Raw genomic sequence first — 15714 nt, forward strand, 5'->3', positions numbered from 1 at the left:
AATATGTTTCAAACTGAGTAGAATTAGCCTCACTCATCTTTAACATAGCCCGACCTGTTCCAAAGGGAACGCGCTCCGAAACCCTGGGCGATGGAATCACCCTTGTTGAAGTAATCTCATAAAATCCACCATGAGGAATAATCTTCTGCAGAAAGTAAAAATCCTCCCCTGCCTTACGTCGATTCATACCACCAAAACGAACATAGGCCGAAGCCCTACAGAGCATGCTGGAACCGACAGTATGGTAGGCGTAAGGAAATTGTATCATCCGTAGTGCCCAAACATAGTAGCGAAGGTGGAGCTCATAGTTTGCAATCCCCTCATACAAGGCAGGCGCGTATGTATCGCCAGTAACGGGATGCTCATAGTAGATTGAAGCAGCCTGCAAATCAGGATATTTTTTGCTGTAAAGAGCAATTTCTTTCAAATAATTATGGTCACATAGGGAGTCTGCATCGAAGCAATCGATTATCCCACTTAGTTTTCCTTGTTGATGAAATAAAAAGGCAGCTTGATCCATGCCAATTTTTCGAGCATACCCAACGCCAGCATCTCTCTGCTGCACATCAGCAAGTTCGATACCCTGAAACACTAACCAATTAGAGCCTAAATTCTGTTGTGTAGATGCTACCTCAGTTAAATTTTCAGCACACTGGCTTCGAATCTCATTAGATGAATCGACAGGATAGTTAACTACCACCAGCACCAAAACACCGCATCCCGGTTCGGAGCAAGTTGATAATGATTCCAGCGTCAAAGCCAAATGTGGCTCATTATAGCATGGAATTACAACAACAATGCCCAAGTCTTCCTTGGGCATTGTTAAGTCTATTTTATGAAAATCGGCTTGCCTGCTAAAATAGCTAGTGGCCACTTTTTCCCACATGGGGTATTACTTTGCAGAATCCTTCTTGGTAGAAGCATACTTTTCGTTCAATCCCCTGAGCACATCGGCAGTAATATTAAGACCTGGATCAGCAAACAATACAGGGCCACCAAAACTGCGGCTCACAACATAGCTGTAACCCTTATCTTTATTGTACTCTTTAAGATATTCCATAATGCTGTTTAGCGTTTTGTTATTCATCACCTGCTGCTCATCGGCAATCTCGCCACGCAGCTGGTCCTGAAGTTGGTAAATGCCTTGCTGCTTCTGCTGAAGTGCCTGCTGCATTTCTTCGGCCTGAGAGCGGGTTACAAGTCCCTTCTGCACTTTATCCTGAAAGTCAGCTGCCTCCTTTTGAAAAGCCTGAGCCTTAGCATTAAATTGGGCTTCCTTTTCGCGTCCCTTTTTCTCAAGATCAGCGCGCAAATCAATATACATGTCGTATTTGCTGATTAAGCTATCAACGTCAACAAAAACAACTGCACCAGCTTTGGGCGAAAAATTCCCAGTGGTATCTTTTGAACTTGTACTAGCAGACGTGCTAGCTTTTGGAGTAAAATGAAGTATGAACAGAACAACGACTGCAGCTGCAAGAACGATGTTACTAATCAGAGAAAAATTTTTCATGCCAGGCTTATATTAGTAAATTGTAAGATGCAAAAATAACCGATTAAGGTTGAATGCCAAATTTGGATTGATTTTTTTAAACAACTTGTTTAAAACTCGGGGCATGGAACAGCTGCCCACTTCTTTTTAGCCACTATGTCAAACTCGTAAACGAAAGATATCTCATGGGCTCCCCCAGTCTGAGGCCCTAACTTTGAGATTGTTGCATCGTAGCTATAGCCAACCTGAAGGCCGTTCATTTTGTAACCCACCAGAAAGATGAATGCATCGCTTCCTGGATACTCTTTGAATAAGGGAATACCACGATACCAAACACCAACAAGCAGTGGTATTCTATACCAGTAAAGGCCTAAATCGAGCTGCTTAAAAGCATCCTGTTGCTTGTAGTTAAAGGCAAAAGAGACACTCTCCTCAACCAACTTTCTGCTTTGCCCCCGCAGCACTAATCGGATACCTGAATATAGCGAGATCTTTAAGGGAACTCTATCGGAGTTATCGGTAAAAGCCCTATTTGGCTTCAGCAGGTGATCCACGGTTGCTCCACCCCAAAAAACCCCATTGTAGGCAATTACTGAGGATGAGGCATCAACATCCTGGGTCATTGCCTTACCCGGAAAGGGATTCACCGACGAAGGTGTGGTAGGGTTAGAGGCGAGCTGATCTCCAAAGATTAGCTTTGAATAGTCGAGCGATCGCTGGAAGTAGTAGAACGCAATTCCGGGTCGTACATTCCACGAATGCGAAATCTTAATATTATAGGAATATGCCACACCAACATTGGTCAAACTCAACTTGGACGAGCCAGCCACATCCCGCAAAATGAAGAAGCCCGCGCCTGAGTTGAAATCTGCAAAATTATGATCGTAAGCAGCACCGTATGTAACAAAAGTGCCAGGTATAGAAGGCCATTGGTCGCGGTAGTTTAAGCTTACACGACTTCCTTTTATCGCACCAGCAAAGGAGGGAGCCATAAACATCGGGCTCGAATAAAACTGTGAGAAAGATGGATCCTGTGCATAAATGCTTCCACCCCTATAAAAAGGCGATATCAAAAGAAATACCAGCGCGTAACGGGCAAATCTTGTGTTTTTATATACCCAGGAGAAAAACTTCAGCATTATACAAAACATCAAATCGTAACGCTAAATTAAATTTTTATTGGGATAATCTACCTTATCAATGTAATATCACCCATTTTTGAAAAGTGCTGTCCATTGGTAAACGTTCCCTCGGCCTTCCAAACGTAAACATCAGGTTCACACAACTTGCCTTGGTAATAGCCATCCCATCCAATTTTAACATCATGACTTTCAAATATTTGCTCTCCCCATCGATTATATATTCGCAACACATATTGGCTTACACCTTCCCAAACAGGATGAAATACCTGATTTTGATAATCAACATCGTCGTATACACCGCCATTAGATCCAAGTGGGCTTGGGGTAAAGGCATTGGGGTATGCAAGCTTACCTTGCCCAATTACCCTAACTGCCGCCACAATCGTGGTATCGTCCTCGCAATTGCCATCCTGAGGGTCTGTCCATACACTTAGTTTAACATTATATACCCCTAGTGCTGAATACCGGAAGACTGGATCTTTCTCACTGCTCGTACCGCTACCATCCCCAAATTCCCAGTAGTAGCGACTAGCGTTTTCGGAGGTGTTGAAGAAATGTGCATCTGCATCAGGCAACAAAAGAATCTGCGGATTAATTTCAAAATTTGCCACAGCATTCTGAAATACATGGAAGGTCTTATAACGATAAGCAACCCCTCCATCACCATATACTGTTAACTTAACGTTGTAGTATCCTGGATTATAAAATGTATGAATAGGCTCCCATTCGGTTGAAGTGCCCCCATCGCCAAAATCCCACCTTAAAGTATCACCATACGTTGAATTGTTGTAAAAGTGAACAACAAGCGGAGAGCATGTGGCCGAAGTATCAGATGTGTAGATTGCTACAGGAGAAGCAGGAAGCAAGTAAACATACCGGTGGGTGGAATCGTAGCAGTTGTTGTTCCACGACTCAAGAACCACTTCATATCTAAAACCATCAGCTTTGGGACCCCAATGAGAATAGGTATAGGAGTTAAAATCCTTACCATACCTTGTTTGTCCATCACCCATGCTCCATCGGTAGTTCCAAGTATCAGCCACCGGCTTGGTTTGGTTATCGATGCCAAATGTTGCATCAGGGAAAATCTTCAGTGGGGGATTTGGCTGGAAGGCTGCAACGGGCGCTGCATAAATCATCATGTTATGCGAAACGGTATCGGAGCACTCATACTGGCTGGCAGCGGTTAACTTCACGTTGAATACTTTATCTTGCTCAGTGTTGTTGATAAACAGGTGTGACGGATTTTCAAGACCGGTGCCTTGTCCATCGTCAAAGTTCCAAGAGTAGTTGTAGGTATTCACGCTAGTATTTACCAAGTTTACCGTGTATGGATTACAATGGGCACTTACAGGATCGAAGTTAAATGCCGCCGTTACCATGGGGTAGGTATATACCATTTGGGATGTACTATCCTTGCATCCATATTGAGTTGTAGTCCTTAATTTTAGGAGATAGGACGCAACATTGGCTGTTGTATTTTGGTAAGGATGAATCATATTCGAGGCTGAAGTAGTCAACGAATCGGTTCCATCACCAAAATCGTAGTAGTAGCTAAGGTTCGTTCCCAACGAAACATTCTGCAATTCGAAGTTAAATGGAGCGCAAGCAATGCTCGGGCTTACGAATTTATAGGAAGCAAACGGCTTCGGATAAACTGTAATAACCTTATGCACTGAATCCACACAGTAATTTTCGGAAGTTGCAATCAAGCTAACATCATAAGTTTTGTTGGCATTAAAGTCGGTGTTAAAGTAGGTTGTAGACGGATTCTTGTCGATGGAAGAGATCTGATTTCCAAAATTCCAGTGATAAGTTGCTGTTCCGTTGATTGATTGGGTGGTATTGGTAAACGTCACCGGGAAAGGCTGACAACCCGCCGCATTCATAGAAAAATCAGGATATACCCGTGGATAAATCGTCACAATTTTCTGGGCAGTAGCAGAGCAGGTGTGTGAATTTTTGTAGTAAGTAATCAACTTTAAAGTATCTACAAGAAGAACAGGGGGCGAATTTGTTGGGTTTATCAAATTCAAGGCCGAAGGGCTTGCGGCAGTTGAAAACGGTGCCAATGAATTTATCCCCCACTGATAATCGTAGGCAGGGGAAATGGTAAGGTTGTTCAAATTCATAAGAAGAGGAGAGCAACCCGCCGTATTATCAGCAGCAAAATCAGCCTCAACTTTTGGATACACGGTAATCACCGTATCACTCAAACTTTCGCAGCCCAACTCATTGTTTGTTTTTAGTGTAACGGTATATGTGCGTTCTGCAGTCCTATCGGCATGTTCAAATACCACGGTTGGGTTTAGCACGTTTGAGGAGGCACTATTTCCGAAATCCCATACATAGGTGGCAATGCCGGTACTCTGGTTTGTAAAGTTTACTGTAAGCGGATTGCAGCCAGCCACTTTATCTGGAATAAACTTTGAGATTACCTTTGGATAAACTCTTACCGGACGAACAAGCGTATCGTGGCAAGCACCTCCACCATTAGTCACAATGAGAGAGAGCGGGTAGGTAACCAAATTATTTGGGTCGGGGTTGTCATATTGATGTTGAAAGGCAACTGAGCTGCTTCCATTGGCAGTGCCATCGCCGAAAATCCACAAGTAGCTACTAGCACCAATGGCTGTGGGGGTAATTGGCAAGAAGAATGGCGTGCACCTTGATGCGGAATCGATGACGAAGCTGGCATCCAAGCGTGGATGAACAGTGATATTGGTTTTGAGCGTATCTACGCATCCATAAATTGTGCTTGTTGCCAACCACATGTGGTATGTAGTATCGTTAACCGCGCTGCTATTAACAAATTCATGTGAGGGATTCAACAAGTTCGAGGTTCCCCCATCACCAAACCACCAGCTATTGTAGTCTGGCTTAGTTGCCGAGCCCGTCAAAATGGAGGTATTTGAGAATGTTAGCGGGAACGGATTACACCCAGTTTGATTTATGGGGGTATAGGCCGCAGTCACCTCAGGATACACCTGAACAAACCTAACCATTTGATCGGGACAACCATGAGCATTCTGAACATTTAGCGTTAAAGGTTGATTTTGAACGACTCCTGTTTGGTTAATGTAGGTATGTCTAAAATTGCTTGTAACGGTATTGGTTGTTGAGTCAATACTTCCATTACCATCCCAATCCCATCGATAGGCAGAATTTCCACCCCAAAGCACGTTGTTGATATCCACGCCCAGCGGGGAACATCCAGCAAAAGAGTTGTTTATGGCAAAGTTGGCATCCACCTTGGAATAAACTGTTACAGTTTTAGTTGTTGTATCTGAACAACCATATATGGAACGTCCAATCAGCTGAACATTATAGGTAACGTCTCCTGTTGTGCTATTCTCAAATTCATGTATCGGATTCTGCATCACCGAGCTACCACCATCCCCGAACGTCCAATCGAAAAGAGTGGCGGTTGAGGTACCTGTATAGCCAAATGTAGTCAATACGGGATTACACCCAACAGATTGATCTAAGGTATAATCGGTATGCACCTCTGGATAAACAGTTATCAATCGGGAGGTGTTGCTAGTACAGCCTCCTTCGTTTGTAACGGTGAGGTCCAAGGTTCTCGTCAATGGCACATTACCTACATTGGTGTAGGTATGCGAGTGATCGGAACTAGTGGCACTAATTGGGGAACCATCGCCATAATCCCAATGGTAGCTGACTATTCCACCCTGTGAATTATTATCAATAAGAATCTTAAATGGGGAGCAGTATTTAGGCGTGTCGACTGAAAAGTCGGCCTTTACCAGAGAATAAATGGTCAATGGCAGAGTTTTTGTGTCAGTGCAACCATGTATTGAGGTTACCACTAGTCCAACTATTGGATTGATAGAAGCATTTGTAAGGTTGGTATATGTGTGCGAGGGATTATTTAAACTCGACGTTCCACCATCACCAAAGGTCCATGCATAGGTGTTGATTGGTCCGGTTGATGTTCCAGAGCCAAATGCTACAGGTGCCGGCTGACAGAAAGCTGTGGCCGCCGGAACTGTAGTAATTCCGGCATGTACCTCGGGGTAAACAGTTACTGGCTTTGTCATGCTACTGCTGCACCCGAATGAGTTTGTAATCGTTAACGTTAGGTTATTTATGATGTCGGTTGCCGTAGCGTTGGTATTGTTGTAAGTTAGAGTATAATTTCCTGGAGTTGCAGGATTGGCAGGCTGTGGGCCACTACCAAAGTTTGTCAACGTCCAGCTGGCAATTCCACCAGCAGCCTTATTGGTAAAGGCAACATTGAGTGGTGAGCAACCAGCCGCCTTGTCAATATCAAAATCGGCATTAATGTAGGCAGCTACGGTTATGGCTTGTGATGCGGTATCCTTACAGCCATAAGGGCTGGTAGCAATTAACTGCATAGAGTAGATGGCATCCGTGGAAAGGCTATTGTTGTATATGTGGCTAACACCAGTGGTATTAGCCATAGTTTGGGTAAAACCATCGCCATAGTCCCACAGGTAGCTGTCAGCGGTATTGGTGGTAGAGTTGTTGGTGAACCCTACCGTTAGTGGATTACAGCCTGAAATCGTAGTAGGTGTAAAGGCTGCGTTCATACTGGGGTAAACGGTAATATCCTTATAGTAAAGTTCCGAACAAAAGTCGGCATTCTTCACCAACAGTTGCACATGGTAGGTTATGGGAATGCTATATGGGTTATTGAACACATGGGAAGTAATTCCACTACCGGGGGGAGGAAAAATGGTTAGTGTTAAAGGATCAGTATCGTAATTTACCAATGCTGTTGAATCGCCAAAATCGTACTGCCAATAGGTTACTCCACTGGAGTGGTCGGTAAAGTTTACCGTCAGCGGAGCACATCCTGTAACCTTATCCGTGGAAAAATTAGCAACAATGGGTGTAGACACGGCAACGGTTATCAGTGCAGAATCCTTCATATCGCAGGCACCCTCCACAACCACCTTATATTGAGTGGTAACAGTTGGATTGGCAAAGGGATTAAAAATGGTATCGTTGCTTAGGCTGGTCCCTGGAGTCCAAGTAAAGTTGGTTCCGCCCGTTGCATAAAGTTGCACTGGAGTGCCAAAACAGGTTTTAAGAACCGAGGAGGAACCTGTACCGGCAACTACTGCATTTACCTTAAGTTCATTAAAGTCGGAAAAGTAGCCATACATACAACCTGAGGATGCATTGCCATTCACAAACGCCATGTGGAACAAATCTCCCGTATTTTGAATAAGGTGTTGCCCTACTGATATCTGAGCGGTGGTAAAGGGTCCAAAGCGGGCAGCCTTCCACTTGGTTCCTGGAGGGCCAGGAGCTGGTTGGAACATTGCAGGTGGGAACAGAGCGTTAGCAGGAGCACCATCAAATAAAAAGTTGGCTTCTGCGCCCTGCCTTACCATTAAGTTAATGTAAAATGTTTGTGTGTTCGATCGGGTAAAAGCTACCTGAGTGCTACCAGTACATACATTTATGGGAGGAAGTATGGCACCACCTTGCTCGCAACCAAATCCACCAATGTGGAATACATATACCGGATGGTTAACGTCGGTCATAATTCGCATAGTACTTGCCGCGACAGGGAACGGCACATAGAGCTGCTGCCCTGCATTTAAGTTAAAGGGAATTGTTGTTGCACCGTAGTACACATTTCCCGATGTTCCATTCACTGTTGCTGTAATATAAATATGGTCCTGAATATTCAGCTGTGTTCGGATAGCAATGTAATCCCAACCTATTACGGTTGTAGGGATAAGCTGATCGCCCACCACATCGTAGCAACTGCCTGAAGTGTGGTCGATGGAGTCATCTTTCAGGGTAATGGCAATGGGTTTGTTGGATGTTACATGAGTTCCGCCAAGGTGAGCAGCCGCTGTACGCGCTTGGCCTGCAGGAAAAACAGAAAATGTTTGTCCCTTGTTTAGAACAATGCTATATGGCGTGCCAGCAGGAATTACAGTCCACAATGCACCATAGGCTGCATCCTTGGTTGGCGTTATGGTTACAACGGTATTATCCTCGGTGGCCACAATATCGATGGCAGAATAGGGGTATGGTGGACCAACAGCATGGTTGGCGGTTTGGTTCTGGAAAGGAGTATAAAAATCTTTCCCAAGAGCATTCGTTCCCTTCAGCGCCCATATATCTGAGTTGTTGAGGTTGCCGTCCTCATAGTAGGCCGTAATTACATTGGTAGAGGTAATGTGCAAACCCACATTGTTTACTCCAGTGGGTTTGCCGTAGCTACTGTTGTAGTTGCACTTATTCTCCAGCTGATTTGCCTCACCCAGCTCTCCTGCAACGGCAGGGACCTTGCGAATAAACGGTGCCATATCTACACTATAAGAGGAGTTGGCTGGGATGTTAACCACTATATCGTGAAAGCCGGTTGGGTTAAGCACTGCATTGTATTGATTTGCGGGCATGCTAATGGTAACAGTGGCGGGGAAGGCCATGGTGGAGAGCCGCAAGTTGGCAGGAACACCGCCGGGAGGATTGTGTGCCCATGTAATCTCTGGAACAACAAACCAGAACTCCGTGTCGGTTTGCGCGGTAAGCTGTCCAGATCCAATCATCAGAAATACAAAAAGAAAAGAGGAAAACCATTTCACCAATCGTCCTCTATATCTCTCTGTTAATTTTGACAAGCGTAGATTTTCCATCTTCACGGCATAGGTTTCGTTATTGCTATAATATACGTTAAATTGGGGAAAAGTTCAGAAAACATATCAGAAAAACGAAACTATTTTTTTGACCAATCACTATTTTTACAAGGTTAAATAAAAACAAATGTAAACAAATTCCGTAGAGAACATAGGCATATTTATCCAAACCGAAATGCCATTCGCCAAAAAATCGTATTTTTAGTATTCCAAATCAACGAAAACAGACCACCTATGAAAAATATACTACCACTAACAATAAGCGGTTGCAAAAGTGCTCTACTTACACTTTTTGGAGTTTTAGTAATGAGCAATGCAATGGGAGATAACCCACCCTTTCTATCCGAAGGATTTGAAAGCGGTGCTCTACCCTCCGGTTGGAGTCGTGAATATGTAAAAGGAACTAACGATTGGCGCTTTTACAACGGTGGCTATAGCCCAAACGACCCCAACTATGTTCTTCCGGCAGATGCTAACGACCCCACGCGGAACCCACCATCGGCCCATGGAGGAACATACGATGCAATGTTTCAGCTACAGAGCGTAAATGATGAGGCAACAAAGCTGATCACACCGGCAATTGATTTGGGATCAGCCGTAAAGCCGCAGCTCAATTTTTGGCTAGCACAGGTTGCGTGGACATTTGGCGGTAGCACCAGCTGGGATGCACTTCGTGTATACTATAAGACCTCCGCCGGTGGAAGTTGGAATCTATTGGCTACCTATGATTTTCCAATTAGTTCATGGACAGAATACAGCTTATTGCTACCCAACCCGACTAGCACCTATTACATTGCCTTTGAAGGTACAACCCAGTGGGGTCTCGGAACCTGTATTGACGACATTTCGGTAGTAGAGACTGGCAACCAAGATAGATGGGTTAAGAGCGTGACATCCATTGACGGTCCTATAGACTTTGTACCCTCTGGATCGAGCAACAACCCTATGATGGGCTTTGCGGTGAATGTTGGTGGTAACCAAGGAACTTGCATTTTCGACTCCTTGGAGGTTAAGTCGCTGAACACCGATGACAACGACGTAGCCTTAAACGGAGTCAAGCTTTATAAGACTACCTCCCCCATTTTCTCTACCACTAATCTTGTGGCCTTCGGTAACTTCTCCAGTGGCTATACACTTTTTAACCACCTCAACCTTGATTTGCCCAGCGGTGAAAATTACTTCTGGATTGCCTACGATGCAAGCGCTTCGGCAAAGCATGGTGACTATCTGGATGCCATGATTGAGGCCAATGCCATGAAGATTAACGACACCACCTATGCAGCAACGGCACTCTCCCCTGCCGGACAACGTATTATATATCAAACGATATCTTTTGAAGATTTCGAAACGGATAATGGGTGGACACTTACTGGGGAATTCCAGCGCGATACACCAACCGGGTTAGGTGGTAATCCAGGAAATCCTGACCCTGCTACAGCATTTTCAGGCACCAAGGTGCTTGGAACAGATCTTACCGGACTTGGGGCTAGCCCATACAATTATGAAGCTGGAATCACCAGAGGAACCGCCTACTTGGCCACCTCACCTACCTTTGATGTTTTCTACTATAAAGACCTTAGACTTACCTACCAGCGTCAGCTAAACATGTATATTGAGGATAGCGCTGCCGTAGAGGTGAGCAAGGATAATGGACTAACATGGACGCGCATTGGCGGAAATATAACCCCCGCTGGCCAAAATGCTTTTGTCCTTGATAGCAAGTGGAATCGCATTGAAAACTCAATTCCAGCGAGCATAAGCCGTTCTAAGGATTTTAAGGTTCGATTTGCCATCTTCTACTCTACAATATACAACTACTCAGGCTGGAATATTGACGATCTAATATTAACAGGAGAGTATATTACCAAGGATGTTTCAGTGGTTCAATGGGTAAGCCCCACCACCAAATGTGGCTTTGGATCGGCCGAGAGTATCACCGTAAAGGTGGCTAACCTTGCTGCTCAACCAACGCCCGATAAAGTACCACTTGCCATTTCTCTTGACGGAGGATTAACGTGGGTAAGAGACACCATAAATCAAATAATACCAGTTGGTGATACAATCTCCTACACCTTTGCACCTAAATTTGACCTATCCGTTCCTGGCCCACGTAACAACGTTCTGGTAAAAACAGAGCTTCCGGGAGATCAAGAAACAGATAACGACCAACTTGCGGCTTCATTCTACGTAATTCCTACATATCCAACACCCTCCGCTCAGGATTTTGAATTGTCAGATGGCTTCTGGCGGTCAACTCAGGGTAATCTGTGGGAATGGGGACACATAGGAAAACCGCAAATCTCATCGGCTAACTCAGGTAGCAAGGCTTGGATTACTAAATTAACAGGAACATACGGTTCAGGCAATCCTACAGGTGAAACCTCTGCATTTTTAGACGACTTTGAAAGCCTAAACGGATGGCAGCTTACGGGTGAATTTGAAATAGGACCGCCAAATGGACTTGGAGGTTCCGATGGAGGATACCCCAACCCTGTCAATGCATATTCAGGCGTAAATGTTTTGGGAACTGATCTTGATGGCTCAGGGACATTCCCAAATTGTTATGAACCAAACATTACAACACCAGCTGGACTTTCTGCCATCTCTCCTGCTGTAAACCTCAGCAATTATGTATCGGCACACTTAACTTTTTATCGATATCTAAATGTTGCTGCAGGCGACACAGCAAAGATCGATTTTTCAAAAGATGGAACAACGTGGTATTCTGCCTGGAAAAGTACAGATGCCATTACCGATGGATCATGGGAACTCATTGATATTCCAATTGCCGATTCTTTACTTTCATCAACCTTTAAAGTTCGGTTCTCGATTCGGAGCAATGCAACTATTAACTATTCGGGTTGGAACATTGACTACCTTAATATCCTTGGTGTACCATTCACCTCACCCGTAGCAATACTGGAGAGTCCCTGTATGGACTTCACAAACGATACCAAGCCAATTTTTGGTGCCGCTATAAACTACCAAACCGAAAAAGGGGTGGATGGTGCAGCACTCTACTACTCCATCGATGGTGGAACAACCTGGACTCACATCGAATCGAACGGCGACGCCTTCGATAGTAGATGGAATTGGTATAAGGATAGCACCGTAACGTCACTTGGCACCACCGGATGGAGTGGAAATAGCAATGGTTGGAAAAACGTTTACCATATACTACCTGCCAATGTTGCCGGTCAATCGTCGGTTAAGTTCCAGCTTAGGTTTAATTCCGACAGGTTCAATAACGATTATGATGGTGTTGCTTTTGATGATATTAGCTTCGCGGAAGCTCCCAACGATTTTGGTGTGACCGCACTTGTAAACCCAATAAATAGCTGCACCCTAACAAAGAATGAATCAGTAACTGTATCGGTTAAGAACTTTGGAGTAAGAACGGCTGAAGCAGGTGATACCGTAAAGGTTAAGCTATCCATAGACCGAGACGGGGACATTCAAAGCGGCGACCAATCCTTCATATTAGGATCAGCTCTGCCTGTCAACTCAGTAACCAACTTCACCTTTACCCAAAAGTTTGATTTTAACTTCGGTGGAACTTACAATATTGTAGCCTCCACCTATGGCGATGCCGGTCCGCGATTCTACTATGACACAGGGAATGACACCTTAATGACTTCCGTTGTAGTAAATAAACCATATGTCAACTTGGGTCCGGACATATATACCGTGCGAGCAGACACGGTTGTATTAGACGCAACGGCAAGTGGTCCTGTAACCTATAACTGGTATAGTCCAATTACCAATCCTACACCAATTACCACTACGCCCATTATACAGTACCCCACCATTCCCGCATCGGGAGGACAATTTAGAGTAGAGGTAATCGGGGGTTGTACAGCTTATGACACCATTCGAATAGTGAAGCTTATTTCCGACGTAGGTATTTTAAATCTTGTTAGCCCTGTTACTGCATGCCAGCTTAGCAGCAGCGAGCCATTCAAGATCAACATCAAAAACTTTGGTACCGACACGCTAAACGTTGGGGACTCAATTGCTCTAAGTTGGACAATTAATGGAGGCAGTACTATTCAAGATACGGTGGTTCTCCAAAACGTTCTGCTACCAGATGATACAGTAGAAATTACCACAAACAAAAAGACAGATTTCAGTGCCGTTGGTAATTACAACGTTGAACTTTACGCCAAACGACCTTACGACGAGGTTCCGGCTAACGACCACATTTCTTCAACCATTACTGTTCATGGATTTCCGACGTTTAACCTGCCTGTTATTCCTTCAACCATTGCAGATACGAGCTATACAATAGATGCAGGTTCAGGATGGAGCAGTTACCTCTGGCAAGATGGCTCCACAAACCAAACATTTGTAATGGATACCATAGGATGGGTAAAGGCCACAGTAACCGATGGCTTCTCCTGTCCAGCTTCCGATTCGGCTTACATTAATCTTAAGTACACCGATATCTCACTTCAAAAAATAATATACCCAGAGGATATCTGTAAGCAAACGCTGCCTGTGTATCCTCAGGTTACCGTTCGAAACAATGGAACGGATACCTTGGCTATTGGTGATAAGGTAAACGTGAGCTATACTGTGAACGGCGGCACAACAACTACCGATCAAGTTACCCTCAACACAGAGTTCACTCCTGGAGAAACGTTTAATCACACCTTCTCCGTGCCGGTTAATCTTACTTCAGCTGGACCATACAGCTTTGTATATTGGGCTGAAGCTTTGACGGAGATGAAGCCAGGAAACGATACTCTGAAAAAGATTATAAACGTAATCACACCAATTAACCTAAATCTACCGCCAACTGTTTTTACAAGAAACAGCCAAGTAGTTTTAGATGGTGGTCCAGGAGCAGACTCCTACTTGTGGAATACTGGAGCAACAACGCAAGCCATAACGGTTACAACTTCGGGCCAATACTCTCTCATTGCCACAATAGGCGGTGCATGCTCAGCATTTGACACCAGCAATGTTACCTTCCTACACCATGACTATGCGCTTACCCAGTTCGTAGATCCTCTGGATTCCTGCGCTGCAACTGCTGGAAGAAAAGTTTCTGTGAGGATTTACAATAATGGTAACGATACGCTGACTACTGCTCAATCCTTAAGCATAGTGTTGAATGTAAACGGCAGCTTAAATCAGACAAAGATTTTCCAGCCAAGCACAGACTTTATTCCAGGCATCTACAGGGATGTATTTTTCGACAACCCCATAGACCTTAGCAGTGAGGGAAGCACAGATCTTACGGCTCAACTAACATTTGCAAGCGATATAAATGCAGGGAATAACTCCACTGCGAAAACCATAAATGTTTGGGCAAATCCGGTTGTTAACCTTGGGCCTGACCAATGGCTCACAGGAGGAAATGTGGTCCTCAATGCAGGAAGTGGCTATAGTTTCTATAGTTGGAACACAGGAGCTACTACGCCAACCATAACGGTTTCAACAAGTGGCACCTACTTTGTAACTGTTACTTCTGATAAGGGTTGCACAGGAAGTGATGAGGTTGGTGTTAGTTTTACCGCTTCGGCAATTAACATTACCGCCTTACTTGCTCCTGCTCCAGGTTGTCCTTCTCAGGACCCGATGGATGTAAGTGTTGAGGTTACCAACCAAGGTGTTTCAACGCTTCCTTCTGGAACTAAAATTCCGTTGGGATACAAATACAATGATGGAGAAACCATGAGTGACACTCTTGCACTTACGTCCGATTTGAATGCAGGGGATAAGATCAACCATACCTTTGCCGACAAGGTGGTTATTAATACAGCTGGAAATATGTCCTTCAAAACCTTCACTTACTATAACGAAACCCAGGGACCTGTTTCTGAATTCTTTGTGCAAACTCTACCATTGCCAAATTTCCATTTCACTATCGACACATTAAAGGTTAATTTTCCTTACGTGCTTTCTGCATATGGTGGAACCTCCTATCTTTGGAACAACGGATCCACTACAGCCACTACTATAGCCGATGGTCCAGGAGATTATTGGGTGCAAGTTACGGGAAGCAATGGTTGCTCACTTAAGGACTCTGTGTATGTAGCATCGCTAGTTAGCGTTGGAGAGAACGACTTCTATGCATCATTGGCATACTATCCTGTTCCCACCACCTACATTCTGCATGTGGAAGCAACGCTAAAGGCAACCACCGACGTAACCATTGACGTGGTCGATATGTTGGGCATTCCAAGGTGGTCTAAGAAGTATATAAACGTTGACAAAATTGAAGAAGCAATTGGGTTGGATGGAATAAAACCAGGAACCTACCTGCTACGAATTTCAACGCCAACAGGCAATGCAATAAAAACAATTATTATAAGTAGATAAAAAAAGGAGGCTGACGAAAATCAGCCTCCTTTTTTATTGAAAACTCTCAAGCAAATAGGGCTGCCCCCAAATACAGGAAGGCAACCCTAAACTCAATAAACCCAAACAA

Annotated in this window: 5 protein-coding genes; 1 reads left to right on the forward strand and 4 read right to left on the reverse strand. The window is 44.3% G+C overall.

The features are described 5' to 3' along the window. The 4 genes from VMW01_05160 to VMW01_05175 form a co-directional block, all read right to left on the reverse strand. On the reverse strand, positions 1–820 hold an 820-nt coding region (locus VMW01_05160; protein HUW05627.1), incomplete at its 3' end, for a hypothetical protein. Positions 821–892: 72 nt separating this feature from the next. Next, a complete protein-coding gene (locus VMW01_05165) occupies positions 893–1513 on the reverse strand; it encodes an OmpH family outer membrane protein (GenBank protein HUW05628.1) in 621 nt (206 codons plus the stop codon). Between the two features lie 89 nt (positions 1514–1602). Continuing rightward, positions 1603–2631, reverse strand: coding sequence for a PorP/SprF family type IX secretion system membrane protein (locus VMW01_05170; protein ID HUW05629.1), 1029 nt, complete (start codon positions 2629–2631; stop codon positions 1603–1605). Between the two features lie 50 nt (positions 2632–2681). Beyond that, entirely contained in the window at positions 2682–9278 is a 6597-nt protein-coding gene (locus tag VMW01_05175; protein HUW05630.1) for a PKD domain-containing protein, read from the reverse strand. 234 nt (positions 9279–9512) lie between these two features. Between VMW01_05175 and VMW01_05180 the strand changes: the two genes are divergently transcribed. Further along, positions 9513–15605 (forward strand): T9SS type A sorting domain-containing protein, encoded by a 6093-nt coding sequence (locus VMW01_05180; GenBank protein HUW05631.1) that lies wholly within the window; start codon positions 9513–9515, stop codon positions 15603–15605. Positions 15606–15714 lie beyond the last annotated feature (109 nt).

This window comes from Williamwhitmania sp., from assembly GCA_035529935.1.
Classification (GTDB): domain Bacteria; phylum Bacteroidota; class Bacteroidia; order Bacteroidales; family Williamwhitmaniaceae; genus Williamwhitmania.